This is a genomic window from Janthinobacterium sp. SUN137, assembly GCF_030587265.1.
In the GTDB taxonomy this organism is placed as follows: Bacteria; Pseudomonadota; Gammaproteobacteria; order Burkholderiales; family Burkholderiaceae_D; genus Janthinobacterium; species Janthinobacterium kumbetense.
In genome coordinates this window covers 515,426-534,797 of sequence record NZ_JAPWHZ010000004.1, presented here as the reverse complement: position 1 = coordinate 534,797, position 19,372 = coordinate 515,426, and the positions used below count along the sequence as shown (strand labels likewise).

Sequence of the window (19,372 nt, the reverse complement as noted above, 5' to 3'; positions counted from 1 at the left end):
TTACAATTTCCCGTAAGAATGGAGGCCGGAAAGGAACATGTTCACGCCCAAGAAGGCAAACGTCGTGACCAGCAAGCCCACCAGCGCCCACCACGAGGCGACGCGGCCGCGCAAGCCTGTCATCAGGCGCATGTGCAGCCAGGCTGCATAGTTGAGCCAGACGATCAGCGCCCACGTTTCTTTCGGGTCCCACGACCAGTAGCCGCCCCACGCTTCGGCCGCCCACAGGGCGCCCAGGATGGTCGCTACCGTGAAGAAAGCGAAGCCGACGGAAATGGCCTTGTACATGACGTCGTCGAGCACTTCCAGCGACGGCAGGCGGTCGACCAGGTAGCCGCTCGATTTGAGCAGGTAAGCCGCCGCCACCATGGCCGACAGGGCGAAGGTACCGTAGCCGATGAAGTTGGCCGGCACGTGGATCTTCATCCACCAGCTTTGCAGGGCCGGCACCAGCGGCTGGATTTCGGCCGCGTCGCGCGTGACCGTGTACCACATCAGGAACACGACGGCCGCCGAAATGACCAGCATGACGAAGGCGCCCAGCTGGCGCGTCGCGTAATGCTGCTCGTAATACAGGTAGAACATGGCCGTGATCAAGGAAAACAGGATGAACACTTCATACAGGTTCGACACGGGAATATGGCCCACGTCGGCGCCGATCAGGTAAGACTCGTACCAGCGCACCAGCATGCCCGTCAGGCCCAGCACCACGCCGGCCCAGCACAGCAGGGAGCCGACGGACGAGCCGAATTCCGAGCGCGCCACCAGGCCGATCCAGTAGAACAGGGTCGACAGCACGAACAGGGTGCCCATCCACAGGATGGCGGACTGGCTCGACAAGATGTATTTCAGGAAGAATTTCTGATTCGCCATCTCCAGGTGGCCCGCGTACAGCTCGATGGCGAACAGCGACAGCACGGCTGCCACGGGGATCAGCCAGCGCACGGGCTTCCAGTACCAGCCCAGCCACGCGAACGTGGGCGCCGCGGCCAGCAAGATGGCTTTTTCATAGATATCCATGAAGGCGCCAAAGCGCATCAGACCGAACAGGGAGGCTGCCAGCAAGCCGGCGCCGTACAGCCAATCGATCAGGCTCAGGCGCTTGAAGAATCCCGGTTCCTGCGTATATATTTGCTTGTTTGCCAATTCCATCATTTTCTCCATTCCCGGCGACGCGCAAGCGTCCCAGACACAGCGCAGCTTACGCCGATTGCGGCAGCTTTGCCTTCAAGTTCTCAAATTCTTTTTCAAAATCCAGGGTCTTGCGTTGCGTGCTCATGGCCATCAAGGCCTCGCTGCCGCCCTCGCCATCCTTGATCCACACCCACAGGCGACGCTCGCGGATATAAAACATGGAAAACACGCCGATCACGAGGAACAGGCAACCGAGGTAGACGACGCTCTTGCCCGGCGAACGCGTCACTTGCAGCACGGACGCCTTGATTTCCGTAAAGTCGTCGAGTTGCAGATACACGGGCGCGCCATAGAAGAAGCTGTCGGACAGCGCATTCGTGGCCAGCTGCAGGAAGCGGCCGTGCTTGTCATCGGCCTCGATGGCCTTCAAGCCATCCTGGGCGCGCGCCGCCTGCCACAAGTCCCACAGGCTGCCATTCAAGATCTTCATGAAGATATCGGCCGCTTTTTCTTGCTCGGCGGCAGGAATTTTCTCCAGGAAACGCGAAATGGCGAGGAAACCGCCCTCTTGCCCATTACCGGCAAAGATGCCCAGGCTCTTCGCCGCCGATTCCTGCAACTGGCTGCGCAAGGCTTCCGCGCCCGCCTGCGGCATGGCGCGCGCCGCATAGCGCGTGGCGGCTTGCTGGCGCAGCGCAGGATCTTGCAGCGCGGCACGCAAGCGCATCCATTCGTTCACGCTGTAATTGTCATCGGCGGGAATGCGCAGGTAGCTGAACGGATCGCTGGGGTTGACGCGCATGCCGGCCAGGAAGACCGTCGTGCCATCCACGGCGACCGGCTGCATGTAGTTCTGGTATTCGCGTGCCTGGCCCGTCTTGTCGCGCAATTTGTATTGCACCGAGGGGCCCACGTTCTTGAGATCCTTGTTGTTCGCGTTCTTCGCGGCCGAACCGAGGCGCTTGTCCAGGCCGACGGCGAATTTATCGTTAAAACTTTCCGCCTTGTTGACGGCGCGCACATCCTGGCCCGCGCTGAGGTTTTCCACGTTGAAGGGACGGAAACCCGACCATTCCACCGTGTAGGAATTGCCATCGCTGCGCTCGAGCGGCGTGCTGCCGCCCACTTCGCCGCCGATATCGAAGCGTTTCGTCGTCTTGCCCGTCATCGGATAACCCGTCAACTTGAGCTTGCTGCCACCATCCTCAAAGCTGGACTGGTACAGGGCCAGGCCCTTGTACAGCAGCGGCTGGTTGACTTTGATGGTTGCTGGGAAACTTTCCCCCGTCGCATGGTCGGTGACGACCACGTCGCTGGCAAACAGCTTCGGCATGCCCGTGCTGTAAAAATCGATGTGGAATTTCTTCAACAAGATCGTGATGGGCAAATCCTGGATCAGCACGCCATCGGCCTGGGGAATGATGGCCGTGTTGCTCGACGAGCCTTCCGGGATCATGGTATTGCCGCGGAAAGTGGGGTTCGACAGGCTCAGGCGGTGCTGGGCGGGAATGTCGGCGATCACGCCGCTGCCGGAAAACGGCGTCTTGCCAAAGAACCATTGCTGTACGCGGATCGGCATTTCCGAGTCGAGCAAGCCGCCCACACAGATGATGACGATGGCGCCGTGGGCAAAGATATAGCCCCATTTATTGGCGGCGCCCCGCTTGGCGGCCACCAGGGTGGCGTTGTCCTTCTCGACCACCTTGGCCCCGTAACCGGCGTCTTTCAGGCGCATCACCATCTGCTGCGCCAGCACGGCGCGCGGCAGCGGCGCCTGCCATTCCAGCTTGTGGTGGAAATTGCGCAGCGATTGCTCGCGCACATTGTCGCGCCAGCTGCGCATGTCCTTGAGCATCTTCGGCGCATTGCGCACGATGCACAGCGAGGTCGAGGCGACGAGGAAACCCATGATCACGAGGAACCACCAGGCCGAATACACGGAATACAGGCTCAGCTTGTCGAAAACGGTGAACCAGAACGGCCCGAACTGGTTGACATAATTGGGCATGGGCTCGTTTTGCTTGAGCACGGTGCCGATGATGGACGCGACGGCGATCAGGGTCAGCAGGCTGATGGCAAAGCGCATTGACGAGACCAGCTCGACGAATTCAGCCAGGCTGCGGCGTTGGGTCTTTAACTCGATTCCGGTCGTGCCTGTGCTCATACGTGGATACTCATACGGGATATGCAATCTTCAAGAAAATGTGGCATGGAGCTGATAGTTTCTCCGCGCAAGGCGGCAGCATACTCCTGTTTGGCCCTTGCCATAAAAAAGGGCAGCCTGTTGAGACGGCCGCCCTGGTTCATGCGCGCTGGAGCGCCTGGCAATCTCTTGCCACTATGAAAACTTACTTCAGGCCGGCGATGTAATCGGCAACGGCGGCGATCTCGTCATCCGACATGCGGGCGGCGATGGTGTGCATTTGCGCGCTGTTCTTGCGGGCATCGGCCTTGGTGCTGCGGAACATGGTCAGCTGGGCCACCGTGTAATCCTGGTGCTGGCCGGCGATGCGCGGGTACTGGACGGGAATGCCATTGCCCGTCGCGCCATGACAGCTGGCGCAGGCGGCAACTTGCTTGGAAGCAATACCACCACGGTAGATTTTCTTGCCCAGGTCGATCGTATCCTTGTTTTTCGCGGCACCCGGCTTGGACAGCTGCGCGCCCAGGTAGGCGGCGATATTCTTCTTGTCGGCGTCGCTGAGCATCTTGGCATAGGTCGTCATGACGGGCTGGTTGCGCTCCGGCGTCGTGAAATCGACCAATTGCTTGTAGATATAGCTTTCGTGCTGGCCAGCCAGCTTCGGATTGACCGTGATGGTCGAATTGCCGGCCGCGCCATGGCAGGAGACGCAGGCAGGCAAGCCGCGTGCCGCATCGCCATCGGCGTACAGGGTGGCGCCCTTGGCGGCGTCGGCCTTGACGGCCGGTTTCGCTGCTTCGACCGCGGAGGCAGTTGCCGATACAGCCAGCAATGCGAGCAGCATGGATTTGATAAACGGTGAAAACGCACGATTCATTCAGGCACCCTGAGACAGTGAGAAATTAGTGGTGGACATTGCCGCGCCCTGTGGATTTTTGCTTTATTTTCAGGGCCGCAAGCCGCATCGCTGCTACGCCGGCAACAATAAACAACCCCTTATTGTACAATAGCTTCTTGGCGTTATCGCTCCCTTATCGCTCCCTTTTGTTGCTTTACTACTCCCATGTCAAAACTCTGGCAAGCCCGCTTCTTTACGACCGTCAACCAATTGCGTGACCTGCCCGATACCACGGTGCCGGAAATCGCCTTTGCCGGCCGCTCCAATGCCGGTAAATCGACCGCCATCAACATCTTGTGTAATCAGAAAGGCTTGGCGTTCGCCTCCAAGACACCTGGCCGTACCCAGCACATCAACTACTTCTCCATCGGCGGCGCCCACGTGGCGCAGCACCGCAAGGATGCCACCATCGTCGAAGAGATCGAATGCCTGCTGGTCGACTTGCCGGGCTACGGCTACGCGGAAGTATCGGGCTCGGCCAAATTGCACTGGCAGCGCCTGCTGGGCGACTATGTGCAGCGCCGCGAGCAATTGGCGGGTTTGATCCTGATCATGGATTCGCGCCGCCCGTTCACCGACCTGGACATTCAAATGCTGGAATGGTTCGCCCCGACCGGCAAGCCGATCCACTGCATCCTGACCAAGGTCGATAAGCTGAACCGCAATGAGTCGGTCAACGCGCTGCGCCAGGCGAAAGCCAAGCTCGACAGCTATGTGGATGAAGACGGCGTCGGCTTCCCGTTCACCGTGCAACTGTTCTCCGCCCTGAAACGCGTCGGCATCGACGAAGCCAACGACAAGATCATGGAACTGGCCGGCATCAGCGAAGACGGCGCGGCCCAGATGGTTGAATTGATCGACATGGAAGACGACGTCGAGCCGGAATCGGATAAACCGGCTTGATCGAGATCAACGCTGCGTAAAAAAAGGCTGCCCGTTCACACGGTGCAGCCTTTTTTATTGCCGTCAGTTTGACGAGCACCTAGCGCCGTCCCGGCCCTGGCCGTTTCTCGGAAAAGAATTCCTGGCGCAGGAAAGCCATCAGCTCGGCCGTGTCTTCCACGCGGGCGCTGAGGTTGACGTTACGCCCCAGGCGGCGCGATTCCCACACGAAGTCGCCCGGTTTTTCGGCACGGATCAGCTGGATCATCTTCTTCAGGATGGCCGTTTCGATATCGGGCTCATTGCCCAGCTCCACTTTTTCCTGCTTCAGCCAGTTGCGCTTGAAGTTGCCGTTCCAGCCCTTGAACTTGACTTCCGCGCTGAACGAGGTCTGGTTGACGATGGAAAACACGCCGCCCGAATCCTCGCGGTCGCTGCCGGAATTGCGTCCCTGGGCGCCGGCGATATTCGCCTTGGCCACGCGCATGGCGCGGTCGTTTTCGCTTTCCTCGGCCGGCGGCGCGGGATTTTGCGCCTGACGCTGCTTACGGCGCTGCTCGATCATCGAACTCATGTCTTCAGCGGGCGGCGGCGGCAACGGCACTTTCGACACCAGCGGGGGCGTGAAGGTTTCCAGTTTCGGCTTGTCGCGCGGCACGTCTTTCGTGACCACGCGCTTGCTCGGCGCCGGTGGCGGTTTGACCTTGGCCACTTTCGTGTCCTTCGGTTTCGGCGTGGGTTTCGGTTGCGGCTTCGGTTGCGGCTTGTCTTTCAGCGGCGCAATGTAGACCATCGCGCTTTCCTTCTTCGGCGGCGGGATCTTTTCGATCTTGTCGCTACGAAATAGGACATACGCCGCCAGCAGCACGTGCAGCAAAACGGACACGCCGAGCGCCACCTTGCGCATGGTGCTGGTCTTGGACCCGTAGGCCGGTGGTGGCTGGATGACTTGCCCGCAGGTGGGGCAAACATCGGAATCGGCAGCCATCAAATGGGTCGTGTCATGCAAAATGAATCGTGCTTTCTGTGTAGCGACAAAAGTAATCTTACAGGGCAGCCATAGTGCCAGAGTCCCTTGCTTTTGGGAACACTTCCTCGGCATTTCCAACCCGAAGCGTACAGGATAGCGACATTCCTTGCAGCGGTATCAGCGTACCCTAGCCGTCCCTTGACGGTTGTTACCGTATGTATCACGGCCCATACAAAACCGGCGCCGCATTCACTCAGGAACGGGGCGCCGGTGCTGGCAGTGCGGCGGATCAGGCCTTGTTATCGAGCGCCACCAATTGCTCGTCCGTCAACGGTCCCGTGCCGCTGTACTTGTCCAGGAACAGATAAATCACGGGGGTGATGAACAGGGTAATGACTTGCGAAAAGAGCAAGCCGCCGACCACGGCCAGTCCCAGCGGCTGGCGCAGCTCGGCGCCGGCGCCCAGGCCCAGGGCGATCGGCAAGGCGCCCATCAAGGCCGCCGCCGACGTCATCATGATGGGGCGGAAACGCAGGATGCAAGCCTGGCGGATGGCCTCTGCCGGCGCCAGCCCGTCGTTGCGCTGCGCATGCAGGGCGAAGTCGATCATCATGATGGCATTTTTCTTGACGATGCCGATCAGCATCAAAATGCCGATGATGGCGATCATGGTCAGGTCCATGCCGAACAGGCGCAGGGTCAGCAGCGCCCCCACGGCTGCCGATGGCAAGCCGGCCAGGATGGTCAGCGGGTGGATATAGCTTTCATACAACACGCCGAGCAGCACGTAGATCACGGCCAGCGCGGCAATGATGAGGATGATCTGGCTGGACTGCGAGCTCTGAAACACGGCCGCGTCGCCGCCGTAGCGCGTGATGATGGAGGCCGGCAAGCTCATGTCCTTGGCCATCGCGTCGATCTTGCCCGTGGCGATGCCCAGCGGCACATCCGGCGCCAGGTTGAAGGCGATGGTAACAGCCTGCAACTGCCCCTGGTGATTCACGGACGTGGGCCCGATCGTGCGTTCCACGTAGGCAATACTCGACAGTTTCACCAGTTCGCCCGTCTTGCTGCGCACGGACACGCGCGTGAGCGCATCGTCGTACTGACGGTCTGCCGTGGCCGCTTCCAGGATCACGTAATAGCTGGCTGCCGACGAATAGATGGTCGACACTTGCCGCTCGCCAAAGGCGCTGTACAGGGCCGTGCGGATGTCGGACATTTGCACGCCCAGCAAATTGGCCTTGTCGCGGTCGATCCTGAGCGACGCCTGCAAGCCCTTGATCTGGGAATCGCTGGTAACGTCGCGGAAGGCGGGATCCGTGCGCATGCCAGCAATAAACTTTTCCGCCCAATCATTCAAGGCGTCGGGACTGACGCTTTGCAAGGTGTACTGGTAGCGGCTCTTGCTCTGGCGTCCGCCCAGCTGCAAGTTTTGCACGGGGCGGAAATACACGGCCATGCCGGGCACGGTGCTCGTCGCACGACGCAGGTTTTCCAGCACCACCGGCATTTTCGGCCGCTCGTTGCGCGGTTTCAAGACCATGAACATGCGTCCTGTGTTGCCGCCGCCGACGAACGAGGTCACATCCTGCACGCTGGGGTCCGCCTTGAGCACGGCCGCCACGCGGGCTTGCAAATCCTGCAGTGCCGCCGAGGAAATGTCTTCCGACGCTTCCGTATTGACCTGGATCTGGCCCAGATCTTCTTCCGGGAAGAAACCCTTCGGTATCGTGGCGTACAACAGCACCGTCAGCGCAAAGGTACACACGGCAATGAACAGCACCACGTTGCGGTGCGCCAAGGCCTTGTCGAGCAGATGCACGTAACCGTTGCGCAACTTCGTGAAACCCGCTTCGAAATGGCGGCCGATGAAGGTTTTTTCGCCATGGCTGGGGTCGCTGTCATTGTGCTCGCGCGAATCGGCCGGCAGGAAGCGGCTGGCCAGCATCGGCACCAGGGTCAGCGAGACGATGGCGGACACCAGCACGGCCAGCGATACGACAACGGCGAACTCATGGAACAGCAAGCCGATCACGCCCGGCATGAAGAAGATGGGGATGAACACGGCCACCAGCGAGACGGAAATCGAGATAATGGTAAAGCCCATCTCTTTTGCCCCTTCCAGGGCCGCGCGTATCGGTTTCTTGCCCATTTCGATATGGCGCACGATGTTTTCCAGCACCACGATGGCATCGTCGACGACCAAGCCGACGGCCAGGGTAATGCCCAGCAGCGAGACGTTGTCGAGGCTGTAGCCGAGCCAGTACAGCAGGGCCAGGGCGCCCAGCAGGGAAATCGGCATGGTGACGGCTGGAATGAAGGTGGCGGCCGCGCGGTGCAGGAACAGGAAGATCACCAGCACCACCAGCACCACCGTCAGGGCCAAGGTCAAATTGACGTCGTGGATGGCTTCGCGTATCGACAGCGAACGGTCGTTAACCAGACTGATCTGTATCGATTGCGGCAATTGTTCCTTGAACCCAGGCAACAAACGGCGCACGCCATCGACCACTTGCACGGTGTTGGCATCCGGTTGGCGCTGCACCATCAGGCTGATCGAGCGCTCGCCATTGAAACTGCCGACGGCCTTGATCGATTGAAAGCTGTCTTCCACCTCGGCCACGTCTTTCAGGCGCACGGGCTGGCCATTGCGGCTGGCGACGATCAATTCGGCAAAATCAGCCGCTTTCATCATTTGCGGATTGCCCTGGATGGTCAGGGTCTGGCTCGGGCCGTCAAGGATGCCCAGCGGGGAATTCGTGTTCGACGTGCGCAAGGCGGTGGCCAGCTCGTCCATCGTCAGGTTGCGCGCATTCATCAGGTCGGCACGGGCGCGCACGCGCACGGCAAAGCGCTTCTGGCCATTCACGATCACCTGGGCCACGCCAGGCAGGGTCGACAGGCTTGGGGCGATCAGGTTTTCCGCATAATCGTTGAGATCCGACAAGTTCAGCGATGGCGACGTCATCTGGATGAACAGCACCGGCGCATCGGCGGGATTGACCTTGCGGTAGGATGGCAAGTCCGTCATTTCCGTCGGCAACTGGCGCTGCGCGCGCAGCAGCGCGGCTTGCACGTCGACGGCCGCCTCGTTGACATTGATGCTGGCGTCAAATTCCAGGGTCAGCGAGGTATTGCCCAGCGTGCTCGTGGACGTGATCAGGCTGAGGCCGGAAATGGTGGAAAATTGTTTTTCCAGTGGCAAGGCTACCGACGAGGCCATGGTTTCCGGGCTGGCGCCGGCCAGGTCGGCACTGACGTTGATGACGGGCGTGTTGTAGCTCGGCAAGGCCGCTACGGGAATTTGCAGATAGGCCAGCACGCCGGCCAGGATGATGGAGAGGGACAGCAGCACCACCATGACGGGGCGGCGGATGCTCAGTTCGGACAGGTTCATGCTGGCTTGCCCTGCGGTGCGGCGGCGCCATCGGCGGCCTTGTGTTTTTCCGCCAGGCGCACCTTGCTGCCTGGACGCAAGTTCTGCTTGCCATCGACGATGACTTTTTCATCGCCTGCCAGGCCGGTGACGACGGCGCTCGGCCCGAACGCGTACACGCGGGTAATCTTGCGCATCTTGGCCGTGCTGTCCGCCTCCATCGAGTACACAAAGGTGCCGGAAGTACTCGTGATGATGGCGTTTTGCGGGATCACCAGCGCATCCTTGAGGGTGCGCACGGTCAGCTGCGTATTCACGTACTGGCCTGGCCACAAATCGGTGCCGCCATTATTGAAACGCGCCTTGATCCGGATCACACCGGTGGCGGAATCGACGGCATTATCGATAAAGTTCAGTTTGCCGTCGAGCTGCTTGCCGCCCGCATCGGACAACAGCGCCGTGACGGGCACCTCGCCCGCCTTTTGCGCCGCCAGCAAGCCGGACAGGCTGCTTTCCGGCAAGGTGAACGACACGTCGATCGGGTCGAGCTGGGTGATGCTGGTGAGCGACGTAGTCGGCTGCACCAGGCTGCCCGCATAGACATTGATGGCCCCTACCCTGCCCGCCTGCGGCGCGCGCAGGACGGTGTAGCTGGAATCGACCTGGGCGGCGCGCAAGGCGGCCTGGTCGGCAGCCAGCAAGGCGCGTGCCGCGTCGAGCTGGCTTTGCAGGGTATCAACGGCGCCTTGGGCAATAAAGTTCTTGCTCAGTAAATCCTGGCTGCGCTTGAGCTGGCGCTCGAGGTCCTGCACCGAGGCGCGGTCGCGCAAGACCTGCGCCTGCGCCTTGTCGACATTCGCGTGTTCGCTGCGCGCATCGAGAGTGAACATCAGCTCGCCCTGCTTGACGAACTGGCCTTCGCGGATATGCACCTTGGTAATCGTGCTGGTCGTCTGCGGGTGCAAGTCAACGCTGCTGATCGGCATCACGCTGCCATTGGCCTGGAGTACCATCGGCACATCCTGGCGCACCGGAACGACCACGCTCACCGTCGTCGGCGCCTGTCCGCCCTTGCCCCCTTTGCCATCCTGCCCACCGCTCGCCGCGCCGGGCTGATGATTGAAATACCAGATGCCGCCGCCGATACACAGGGCCGCACCCACGAGGATTGCCAGACTAGTCTTTTTCATTGTTCTGTCACGCTGTCGCAGCGCAGGGCTGCAGGTTGAAGGTAGTTGCCAGGGGGGCATAAAGCACAATATTGTCGCACGGAAATGCTCACTTTCCTGCGTAATACTCGGGCACGATGAGGGTGACTTCCAGTCCACCGTCGACATGATTGAGCAGTGAAACCGTGGCGCCATGCTGTTCGGCGATATTGCGCGCGATGGTCAGGCCCAGGCCCGTGCCGCCCGATTCGCGCGAACGCGAAGTCTCGATGCGGTAAAACGGTTCGAACACTTTAGCCAATTGATCTGGCGCAATGCCTGGCCCCCCGTCGCGGATGCGGATGCGCGCGGCACCCGGGATGCGCTCGACGGCAACCTGCGCGTACAGGCCATATTTGACGGCATTGTCGATCAAGTTCACCAGGCAGCGCCGCATGGCGATCGGACGCGCCATCAAGGCCATGCCGGCCTGCCCATTCAGGGTGACTTTCTGGCCGGCATCAGCCGCGTCGGAACAGACGCTATCCAACAGGGAATCGAGGTCCAGCGCCTGCATCGCTTCCGTGCTATCCATCGAACGGGCCAGGTCCAACCCTTCCTTGACCATGCTTTGCATGGCTGACAGGTCGCCTACCAGGCGGTCATACAATTCCGTATCGGCCACTTTTTCCAGGCGCAAACGCAAGCGCGTCAGCGGCGTCTGCAAGTCGTGCGTGATGGCCGCCAGCATCTGTGTCCGCTGGGAAATATGCTGGCGGATGCGCGCCTGCATGGCATTGAAGGCGGCGCTGGCCTGGCGGATCTCGCTGGCGCCCGACAGGGTCAGCGGCGGATGGTTGATGTCGTTGCCCAGGTCTTTCGCCGCCTGCGCCAGCTGCTTGAGCGGGCGCATGGTCATGCGCGTGACCAGGTAGGCGAGGATGGCGATGCTGATCAGGAAAGGCAGCAGTGTCATCCAATCGTTGTGTTCGTTGAACGGCGGCTGCTGGCGCGGCGGCAAGACCATCAGGCGCAGCACGTGGCCATCCTGCATGCGCACGTCGAGGTTTTCGCACGTGCCGCCCCATGGCTTGGCGGCAAACATGCCCGGCGTCTGGCGCGGTTTGACGCAGGCGGCCGGGCGTTCGGCCAGCGCACTGACCTTGAAACCTTCGCCCAGCTTGGCTTGCAGGGCGGTGGAAAACTCCGTCGGCGCGCCGGGCGTATGTTCCGTTTCGGGACGCAATTCCAGACGCACGCTGCCCTTGTTGGCCACTTTCAGGTAGGCGGCGCGCGAGGCCAGCGGCACCACGTCGGCCGCCATCACCAGCTGCTCGGCCCGCTCGACGGCGTGGTAGTCGCGGTATTGCTCGATGGCGCGCTGGCGTTCGCCCACGGCCAGCCACTGCGTCAGCGCGGCCGATGCGACGATGCCGATCAGCAGGAACATGAAGACGCGGCCCGTCATCGACCCCAGGAAGGCCTTCACGCGTGCGGCTCCACATTGACCTGGCCGGCCAGCACGTAGCCGCCGTTGCGCACGGTCTTGATGATTTGCGGCAAGCGGGCATCTTCACCGAGCTTTTGCCGCAGGCGGCTGATCTGGATATCGATCGAGCGGTCGAACGGGTCGGCGTCGCGCCCCTGCGTCAGGTTCAGCAACTGGTCGCGGTTGAGCACGCGGTTCGGGTGTTCCAAGAAGACGCGCAGCAAGCGGAACTCCGCGCCCGACAGCATGATCACCAGGCCGCTGGGATTGAGCAGGTGGCGCGCCGTCAAGTCCAGGGTCCAGCCGGAAAAGCGGATTTGCTGCGCCTTGTCCGATGGCACGTTCGACGGCATGGCATGGCTGCGGCGCAGCACGCTGCGTATGCGCGCCAGCAATTCGCGCGGTTCGAACGGTTTCGGCAAGTAATCGTCGGCGCCCATTTCCAGGCCCAGGATACGGTCCAGCGGTTCATTGCGCGCCGTCAACATGATCACCGGCACCGTCGATTGGGCGCGCAGCTTGCGGCACAGGGTCAGGCCATCGTCGCCGGGCAAATTCAAGTCCAGCACGATCAAGTCGGGCCGCGTTTCGTCGAGGATTTTCCACATGGCCGTGCCATCTGCCGCGCCCAGGGTGCGGTAGGCGTTCGTTTCCAGGTAGTCCGCCAGCAAGCTGCGGATATCGCGGTCATCGTCGACGATGAGAATTGTAGAAGTGGGTTCCATGGTACGAATTATCCCCACTTCCCCCGGCCTTGCACAGCGCATTTGTATCGTCTTGTATATAGGAGACCCGAAGAAACATATAGATACAAACTGTCTGGCAGCGGACACTTCGGGGAAACATGGCGCGTCCAACATGGACTCATGTGCAGCAACATGTACATCCCTCACTTTTACAAAGGAATCCAGATGAACGCCTCAATGACAACCTTGCGCAAGAATTTGATCATCGCCATGAGCGTACTCGGCATGGGTGCGGCATCGCTGACCGTCCACGCCCAGGAAGCGGCCGCCAGCGCGCCTGCCGCCAGTACCAAGATGCAACACGATGGCCAGCACCGCGGCGGCAACCCGGCCGAGCGCATGGCCAAGTACCAGGCCCGCCTGCACGACAAACTGAAGCTGACGGCCGCGCAGGAACCGGCCTGGGCCACTTTCACGGCCGCCAATGCGCCGAAAAAACCGATGGGCGATTGGAAAGCCAAGCGCGAAGCGATGGCCAAGCTGTCGGCGCCGGAACGCATGGAGCAATGGATCGCCATGTCGAAGGAGCGCATCGCGAACCAAGAAAGCCGCCTGGCCTCGCTGAAAACCTTTTATGCCGTGCTGACCCCGGAGCAAAAGAAAGTGTTTGACGACAGCGTGCCTGGCGGCAAGCACGGCGGCCACCGCGGTGGGCACCATGGCGGTCACGACGGCATGCAGCAGCATCCCAAAGCCGGCTAAGTTGTAGCGGGTGCAAACACAGAAAAAGCCTGCAATGCAGGCTTTTTCTTATTGGCGAGACAAGTGACCGCTTACTGCCCGTCGAGCTTGCGCAACGAGGTCAGGAAGGTGGCGGCGTTCTGGAAGCCGATCACGCGCGACTGGGCGATTTCCTGCCCTTGCGGGTTGAACATGATGATGCCCGGCGGGCCGAACAGCTGAAAACGTTTCAGCATGGCCTTGTCGTCAGCATCATTGGCCGTCACGTCCACTTGCAGCAGCACGGCTTGCCCCATCTTCTCGCGCACGGCGGGATCGACGAAGGTCAGTTTTTCCATTTCGATGCAGGACACGCACCAGTCCGCATAAAAGTCCAGCAGGGCCGGCTTGCCGTTCAACTGCGCCAGCGCCGCATCGAGCTGCGCCACGGTCTTTACGCGCATAAACGGCTGCGCGTGCACTTGCCCACCGCCGAGGTGGGCCAGCGGCGCAAGCGGATCGCGGCCACCGCTGGCCACGCCCACCAGTTGCATCGCGCCCAGCACGGCAAACACGAGGCCGAATGCCTTGGCAATCCAGGCGTTCTTCGCGCCGCTCTTGCCCACCAGCAAATACATGCCGTAGCCGACGAACAGCACCGTCCAGCCCAGCATCTGCACGGCGCCCGGCAGCACGGGCGAGACCAGCCACCAGGCCACGCCCAGTTGCAGTACGCCAAAGAAGCGCTTGACGGCATCCATCCAGGCGCCGGCGCGGGGCAGCAAGGTGCCGGCCGACACGCCGACCAACAGCAGAGGTACGCTCATGCCCACCGCCATGGCAAACAAGGCGCTGCCGCCGATGACGACGTCGCGCGTCTGGCTGATGTATAGCAAGGCGCCGGCCAGCGGCGCGGCCACGCAGGGCCCCACGATCAGGGCGGAAATGGCGCCCATGACGAACACGCCCGCCAGGCGGCCCGACGATTGCTGGTTCGACACGGACGTCAGCTTGCCTTGCAGGAAAGCCGGCACTTGCAGCTCATACAAGCCGAACATCGACAGCGCCAGGCCCGCCATCAGCAGGGCAAAGAAGCCCAGCACCCACGGGTTTTGCAGCTGGGCCGCCAAGCCTTCGCCTGCCAGGCCGGCCGCCACGCCCAGCGCCGTGTAGACGATGGCCATGCCCAGCGCGTACGTCAGCGACAGCAGCAAGCCGCGCGAACGGCTGACCTTGGCGCCATCGCCGATGATGATCGACGACAAAATCGGCACCATCGGCAGCACGCACGGCGTAAATGCCAGGCCCAGGCCCAGCAGCATGAACAGGGGCACGATGACGAGCAGCTTGCCGCCCTTCAGGGCCGCTTCGATCTTGCCCGTCTCGCTTTGCGCGGGCGCAGGGCTGGCCGCCACAGGCGCTGCTGCTACCGGCTCGGGCGTGCTGGTGATATCGGCCTGGGGAATGCTCATCACGGACACGCCAGGCGACGCCTGCGCCTGCGGGCCGTTGACGGCGGCCGTGTCGACTGCCGGCGCGGCCGGCAAGGCGAATTTCGACGGCAAGCCGCCCGGCGCCATGCTCTGGCCGCCGCCACCGCCCACCAGCTGGGCCGTGGCATCCTGCGGCGCATAGCACAGGCCCTTGTCCGAACAGCCCTGGCCCGTCGCCTTCAGGGTGAACGCGCCACCCGCTTCCACGGAAATGGTGATGGTGAGGGTCTTGCGGAAGGTTTCCACGTTCTTCTGGAAAGTGTCGTCGAACTTGACCTTGCCCTTCGGATACACGGGCGTACCCAGCTTGGCGCCCACGGCTTCGAACTTGAAGCGCTCGTGGTACATATAGTAGCCATCTGCAATCACATACGTGACGGCGATGGTGGACGGATCCTGCATGCGGGCGGAAAATTTAAACGCCAGCTCGGGGTCGAGGAATTCATCGTCGGCGCGGGCATGATTGCTGCCAAAGACGGCCATGGCCAGCAGCATACAGGTGGCAAGCCAGATCAGCAGTTGATGTAGGGGAGCGGCGCGCGCGGTGGCGCTGGAAGGGAAACGGGACATGAACAACCTTTTTCTGCGGCATCAGCTGTGCCATTCGACAAGAGTCGCACGGAGCAGGCAGCGCTTGTGCCGGGCCGGCGCGAAAGAAGAATAGTACACCGCAGCAAGGATAGCTGCAGCAGAAAACAAAAAAGCCAGGCTAGGCCTGGCTTTCTTAGATGCAATTACTGGGATTACTCGCCAGCAACTTCAACTGCTTCGGTCGTATCTGGACGATCCATCAGTTCAACGAACGCCATAGGAGCGTTATCGCCGACGCGGAAACCCATTTTCAGGATACGTACATAACCACCGTTACGGTTGGCGAAACGTGGGCCCAGTTCAGCGAACAGTTTGACGACCATTTCACGGTCGCGCAGGCGGTTGAAGGCCAGACGCTTGTTTGCCAGGGAGTCGGTTTTGCCCAGGGTCAGAATTGGCTCGACAACGCGGCGCAGTTCTTTTGCTTTTGGCAGGGTGGTTTTGATCGCTTCGTGACGCAGCAGCGATACTGTCATGTTGCGCAGCATTGCCAGACGGTGGGACGAGGTACGATTCAGTTTACGGAGGCCGTGACCGTGACGCATGATAAATCCTTTCGGTGAGTGTTTAAATTCCAGCTCTTCGATCAATGAGGCAGAAGCTTCATCGCGGGCCGGTTTGGTGCTACAAAATAAAAGCCTGGGACACCTGTCCCAGGCAGTTTGCTACAACTACGAATTACTTTTCCAGGCCGGCAGGCGGCCAGTTTTCCAGCTTCATGCCCAAGGTCAAGCCGCGCGATGCCAGCACTTCCTTGATTTCGTTCAGGGACTTGCGGCCCAGGTTTGGCGTTTTCAGCAGTTCGTTTTCCGAACGTTGGATCAGGTCGCCGATGTAGTAGATGTTTTCCGCTTTCAGGCAGTTCGCCGAACGCACGGTCAACTCCAGGTCGTCGACTGGACGCAACAGGATAGGATCGACCAGCGGAGCGCGCGATGGCGCTTCGGCGGCGGCTTCCGTGCCTTCCAGGGCAGCGAACACATTCAACTGGTCCACCAGGACGCGGGCCGACTGGCGGATCGCTTCTTCCGGCGAGATCACGCCGTTGGTTTCGATGTTGATGATCAGCTTGTCCAGGTCGGTACGCTGTTCAACGCGGGCCGATTCAACGAAGTACGATACACGGCGCACTGGCGAGAACGACGCATCCAGAATGATGCGGCCGATGGTCTTGTTCGTGTCTTCCGACAGACGACGCACGTTACCAGGAACGTAGCCGCGGCCTTTTTCAACCTTGATCTGCATGTCCAGCTTGCCACCAGCGGTCAGGTGGGCGATCACGTGGTCAGGGTTGATCAGTTCGACGTCATGCGGCAGGTCGATATCGGAGGCCAGGATCGCGCCTTCACCTTCTTTTTTCAGGGTCAGGGTTACCGAATCGCGGTTGTGGACTTTGAAAACCACACCCTTCAAGTTCAGTAACAGATCGACGACGTCTTCTTGCACGCCATCGAGGGAGGAATATTCGTGGACGACGCCGGCGATCGTCACTTCGGTCGGCGCGTAGCCTACCATCGACGACAGCAGAACGCGGCGCAACGCGTTACCCAATGTGTGGCCATAGCCGCGCTCGAACGGTTCCATCACGACCTTGGCGTGACCTGCACCGAGAGCTTCAACATCGATAATACGTGGCTTCAACAAACTGTTTTGCATGAAATGTCCTTTTCAATACCCTCGGCTCATTACACCGATAAGGCTGATGGCATTAGTAAAACGCCCACTCAAGAAAGTGAGTGGGCGGGAGTCTTGCTAACTACTATTAACGCGAGTACAGCTCGACGATCAGCGATTCGTTGACGTCGTTAGCGATTTCGTTACGCTCTGGCAGGGACTTGAAGGTGCCTTCCATTTTCTTGGCATCAACCGAAACCCAGCTAGGCATACCAACTTGTTCAGCCAGCGACAGTGCTTCAACGATACGCACTTGCTTTTTCGATTTTTCACGAACAGCAACGATGTCGCCAACTTTGACTGCGTACGAAGCGATGTTCACAACGATACCGTTCACGGTGAACGCTTTGTGGCTGACCAATTGACGCGCTTCAGCGCGGGTCGAGCCAAAGCCCATGCGGTAGCAAACGTTGTCCAGACGCGTTTCCAGCAACTTCAACAGCGTTTCGCCGGTGTTGCCTTTACGACGGTCTGCTTCAGCGAAGTAGCGGCGGAATTGACGTTCCAGCACGCCGTACATGCGCTTGACTTTTTGCTTTTCGCGCAGTTGGTTACCGTAGTCCGAGGTGCGGGCGCCGGATTTGACACCGTGCTGGCCTGGCTTGACGTCCAGTTTGCACTTGCTGTCCAGCGAGCGACGTGCGCTCTTCAGGAACAGGTCTGTACCTTCACGGCGGGAAAGTTTTGCTTTAGGTCCGATATAACGTGCCACGATACTTCCTTTTTTTAAATGATAACGCCCCAGCCACATGCATGATCAAACACACTGATGCGGTTAGGCGCTAGTCTGATTTGGTTTCAATCAGACGGTGGCTGAAAACGAAAAACCCGTCAAACAGAATTTGACAGGCAAGAACAGCCGGGCAGTATAACCGTTTCCGGCTCCCTGCTCCAGCGTTTTCACACAACTGTACTGAGTTACAACAGACAGCAAAGCAGCTGGCGCCGAAGCGCCCTCTGCAACACTATCTTAGATACGACGACGTTTCGGTGGACGGCAACCGTTGTGCGGTACCGGCGTCACGTCCTGGATCTCGGTGATCTTGATGCCCAGGTTGTTCAGCGCGCGAACGGCGGATTCACGACCAGGACCTGGGCCCTTGATACGTACTTCCAGGTTCTTCACGCCACACTCAACAGCCACTTTACCAGCGGCTTCCGCGGCGACCTGCGCTGCGAATGGGGTCGATTTACGCGAACCCTTGAAGCCTGCACCGCCGGAGGTAGCCCACGACAAGGCATTGCCTTGACGATCGGTGATGGTAATGATGGTGTTATTGAACGAAGCGTGGACATGTGCGATGCCTTCAGCGACGTTCTTTTTAACTTTTTTACGCACGCGTGCTGATGCGGCGTTATTTTGCGACTTAGCCATAATTATTCCCTAGCGGATTATTTTTTCAGCGATTGAGCGGCTTTACGCGGTCCCTTGCGGGTACGTGCGTTCGTACGCGTACGCTGGCCACGGCAAGGCAGACCCTTACGATGACGCATGCCGCGGTAGCAACCCAGATCCATCAAACGCTTGATGTTCATGGACAGTTCACGACGCAGATCGCCTTCGACGATGAATTTACCTACTTCATCGCGCAGCTTTTCCAGTTCGCTGTCATCCAGATCTTTGATCTTTTTGTTGGTTGCTACACCGGTCGATGCACAGATTTTCTCTGCGCGTGGACGGCCCACACCGTAGATGGCCGTCAGGCCGATAACGGTATGCTGATGATTTGGGATATTAACCCCTGCAATACGTGCCATTTGTTATTCCTCGATTAACCTTGACGCTGCTTGTGACGTGGTTCCACGCAGATAACGCGGACTACGCCTTTGCGCTTGATGATCTTGCAGTTGCGGCAGATCCGCTTGACTGATGCGAGAACTTTCATTTTTGGGCTCTTTCTTTCGCTTCTTTGGTTTGATTCAGTGTGTTACTTGGTACGGAACACAATGCGGGCTCGGCTCAGGTCGTACGGCGTTAACTCCACCGTCACCTTGTCTCCAGGGAGAATGCGAATATAGTTCATCCGCATTTTACCTGAAATATGCCCGAGCACCACGTGTCCGTTCTCCAGCTTCACTCGAAATGTTGCATTTGGGAGATTCTCAAGAATCTCGCCCTGCATCTGTATGACGTCGTCTTTTGCCATTCGGTATGTTTACCGCGC

18 protein-coding genes are annotated in these 19,372 nt (G+C 60.0%); 2 read left to right on the top strand and 16 right to left on the bottom strand.

The genetic code is table 11. From position 1 onward, the window contains the following. The 3 genes from ccsB to O3298_RS22860 form a co-directional block, all read right to left on the bottom strand. On the bottom strand, positions 1–1,152 hold the full coding sequence (gene ccsB / locus O3298_RS22870; RefSeq protein WP_034753239.1) for a c-type cytochrome biogenesis protein CcsB: 1,152 nt from the start codon (positions 1,150–1,152) through the stop codon (positions 1–3). A 49-nt stretch (positions 1,153–1,201) separates the two neighbouring features. After that, on the bottom strand, positions 1,202–3,298 hold the full coding sequence (locus O3298_RS22865; RefSeq protein WP_289905789.1) for a cytochrome c biogenesis protein ResB: 2,097 nt from the start codon (positions 3,296–3,298) through the stop codon (positions 1,202–1,204). Between the two features lie 184 nt (positions 3,299–3,482). After that, a complete protein-coding gene (locus O3298_RS22860) occupies positions 3,483–4,154 on the bottom strand; it encodes a cytochrome c (protein WP_289905790.1) in 672 nt (223 codons plus the stop codon). A gap of 186 nt (positions 4,155–4,340) precedes the next feature. Between O3298_RS22860 and yihA the strand changes: the two genes are divergently transcribed. Continuing rightward, positions 4,341–5,078, top strand: coding sequence for a ribosome biogenesis GTP-binding protein YihA/YsxC (gene yihA, locus O3298_RS22855; RefSeq protein WP_077398853.1), 738 nt, complete (start codon positions 4,341–4,343; stop codon positions 5,076–5,078). A gap of 79 nt (positions 5,079–5,157) precedes the next feature. Here the strand turns inward: yihA and O3298_RS22850 are convergent, their stop codons facing one another. The 5 genes from O3298_RS22850 to O3298_RS22830 form a co-directional block, all read right to left on the bottom strand. Continuing rightward, entirely contained in the window at positions 5,158–6,066 is a 909-nt protein-coding gene (locus O3298_RS22850; RefSeq protein WP_305060595.1) for a hypothetical protein, read from the bottom strand. A 250-nt stretch (positions 6,067–6,316) separates the two neighbouring features. After that, on the bottom strand, positions 6,317–9,427 hold the full coding sequence (locus O3298_RS22845; RefSeq protein WP_251349391.1) for an efflux RND transporter permease subunit: 3,111 nt from the start codon (positions 9,425–9,427) through the stop codon (positions 6,317–6,319). Beyond that, a complete protein-coding gene (locus tag O3298_RS22840; RefSeq protein ID WP_251349392.1) occupies positions 9,424–10,596 on the bottom strand; it encodes an efflux RND transporter periplasmic adaptor subunit in 1,173 nt (390 codons plus the stop codon). The genes O3298_RS22845 and O3298_RS22840 overlap by 4 nt, the downstream gene beginning before the upstream one ends. A gap of 88 nt (positions 10,597–10,684) precedes the next feature. Next, positions 10,685–12,043 (bottom strand): ATP-binding protein, encoded by a 1,359-nt coding sequence (locus tag O3298_RS22835; protein WP_099665736.1) that lies wholly within the window; start codon positions 12,041–12,043, stop codon positions 10,685–10,687. Next, on the bottom strand, positions 12,040–12,768 hold the full coding sequence (locus O3298_RS22830) for a response regulator (protein ID WP_034753223.1): 729 nt from the start codon (positions 12,766–12,768) through the stop codon (positions 12,040–12,042). Before O3298_RS22830 ends, O3298_RS22835 begins: the two co-directional genes overlap by 4 nt. Positions 12,769–12,954: 186 nt before the next feature. On the opposite strand from O3298_RS22830, the gene O3298_RS22825 reads away from it, so the two are divergent. Next, the gene (locus tag O3298_RS22825; protein ID WP_305060594.1) at positions 12,955–13,491 is read left to right on the top strand and encodes a Spy/CpxP family protein refolding chaperone; all 537 of its coding nucleotides are present in this window, start codon (positions 12,955–12,957) and stop codon (positions 13,489–13,491) included. A gap of 71 nt (positions 13,492–13,562) precedes the next feature. On the opposite strand, the gene dsbD is transcribed toward O3298_RS22825, so the two are convergent. From dsbD to infA, 8 genes are all read right to left on the bottom strand, one after another. After that, positions 13,563–15,512 carry a protein-disulfide reductase DsbD gene (gene dsbD / locus O3298_RS22820; protein WP_369811623.1) on the bottom strand — a complete coding sequence of 650 codons (1,950 nt, stop codon included), beginning with the start codon at positions 15,510–15,512 and terminating at the stop codon, positions 13,563–13,565. A gap of 173 nt (positions 15,513–15,685) precedes the next feature. Further along, positions 15,686–16,078, bottom strand: a complete 393-nt coding sequence (gene rplQ / locus O3298_RS22815; RefSeq protein ID WP_034753219.1) for a 50S ribosomal protein L17 — start codon at positions 16,076–16,078, stop codon at positions 15,686–15,688. A gap of 133 nt (positions 16,079–16,211) precedes the next feature. Next, positions 16,212–17,189 carry a DNA-directed RNA polymerase subunit alpha gene (gene rpoA / locus O3298_RS22810; RefSeq protein WP_008444343.1) on the bottom strand — a complete coding sequence of 326 codons (978 nt, stop codon included), beginning with the start codon at positions 17,187–17,189 and terminating at the stop codon, positions 16,212–16,214. Between the two features lie 106 nt (positions 17,190–17,295). Next, the gene (gene rpsD / locus O3298_RS22805) at positions 17,296–17,919 is read right to left on the bottom strand and encodes a 30S ribosomal protein S4 (protein ID WP_010394478.1); all 624 of its coding nucleotides are present in this window, start codon (positions 17,917–17,919) and stop codon (positions 17,296–17,298) included. A gap of 258 nt (positions 17,920–18,177) precedes the next feature. Next, the gene (gene rpsK, locus O3298_RS22800) at positions 18,178–18,582 is read right to left on the bottom strand and encodes a 30S ribosomal protein S11 (RefSeq protein ID WP_010394475.1); all 405 of its coding nucleotides are present in this window, start codon (positions 18,580–18,582) and stop codon (positions 18,178–18,180) included. 17 nt (positions 18,583–18,599) lie between these two features. After that, positions 18,600–18,965 carry a 30S ribosomal protein S13 gene (gene rpsM, locus O3298_RS22795; RefSeq protein ID WP_046681666.1) on the bottom strand — a complete coding sequence of 122 codons (366 nt, stop codon included), beginning with the start codon at positions 18,963–18,965 and terminating at the stop codon, positions 18,600–18,602. Between the two features lie 14 nt (positions 18,966–18,979). Continuing rightward, entirely contained in the window at positions 18,980–19,093 is a 114-nt protein-coding gene (gene rpmJ / locus O3298_RS22790) for a 50S ribosomal protein L36 (protein ID WP_010394471.1), read from the bottom strand. A 42-nt stretch (positions 19,094–19,135) separates the two neighbouring features. Continuing rightward, positions 19,136–19,354, bottom strand: a complete 219-nt coding sequence (gene infA, locus O3298_RS22785; protein WP_005663428.1) for a translation initiation factor IF-1 — start codon at positions 19,352–19,354, stop codon at positions 19,136–19,138. Between the last annotated feature and the right edge of the window lie 18 nt (positions 19,355–19,372).

Coding starts and splice junctions, on each gene's coding strand:
- infA (WP_005663428.1), bottom strand. CDS start 19,354: ATGGCAAAAGACGACGTCATACAGATGCAGGGCGAGATTCTTGAGAAT.
- O3298_RS22830 (WP_034753223.1), bottom strand. CDS start 12,768: ATGGAACCCACTTCTACAATTCTCATCGTCGACGATGACCGCGATATC.
- yihA (WP_077398853.1), top strand. CDS start 4,341: ATGTCAAAACTCTGGCAAGCCCGCTTCTTTACGACCGTCAACCAATTG.
- rplQ (WP_034753219.1), bottom strand. CDS start 16,078: ATGCGTCACGGTCACGGCCTCCGTAAACTGAATCGTACCTCGTCCCAC.
- O3298_RS22840 (WP_251349392.1), bottom strand. CDS start 10,596: ATGAAAAAGACTAGTCTGGCAATCCTCGTGGGTGCGGCCCTGTGTATC.
- ccsB (WP_034753239.1), bottom strand. CDS start 1,152: ATGGAATTGGCAAACAAGCAAATATATACGCAGGAACCGGGATTCTTC.
- O3298_RS22825 (WP_305060594.1), top strand. CDS start 12,955: ATGAACGCCTCAATGACAACCTTGCGCAAGAATTTGATCATCGCCATG.
- rpsM (WP_046681666.1), bottom strand. CDS start 18,965: ATGGCACGTATTGCAGGGGTTAATATCCCAAATCATCAGCATACCGTT.
- O3298_RS22865 (WP_289905789.1), bottom strand. CDS start 3,298: ATGAGCACAGGCACGACCGGAATCGAGTTAAAGACCCAACGCCGCAGC.
- O3298_RS22845 (WP_251349391.1), bottom strand. CDS start 9,427: ATGAACCTGTCCGAACTGAGCATCCGCCGCCCCGTCATGGTGGTGCTG.
- rpsK (WP_010394475.1), bottom strand. CDS start 18,582: ATGGCTAAGTCGCAAAATAACGCCGCATCAGCACGCGTGCGTAAAAAA.
- O3298_RS22860 (WP_289905790.1), bottom strand. CDS start 4,154: ATGAATCGTGCGTTTTCACCGTTTATCAAATCCATGCTGCTCGCATTG.
- rpoA (WP_008444343.1), bottom strand. CDS start 17,189: ATGCAAAACAGTTTGTTGAAGCCACGTATTATCGATGTTGAAGCTCTC.
- dsbD (WP_369811623.1), bottom strand. CDS start 15,512: ATGTCCCGTTTCCCTTCCAGCGCCACCGCGCGCGCCGCTCCCCTACAT.
- rpmJ (WP_010394471.1), bottom strand. CDS start 19,093: ATGAAAGTTCTCGCATCAGTCAAGCGGATCTGCCGCAACTGCAAGATC.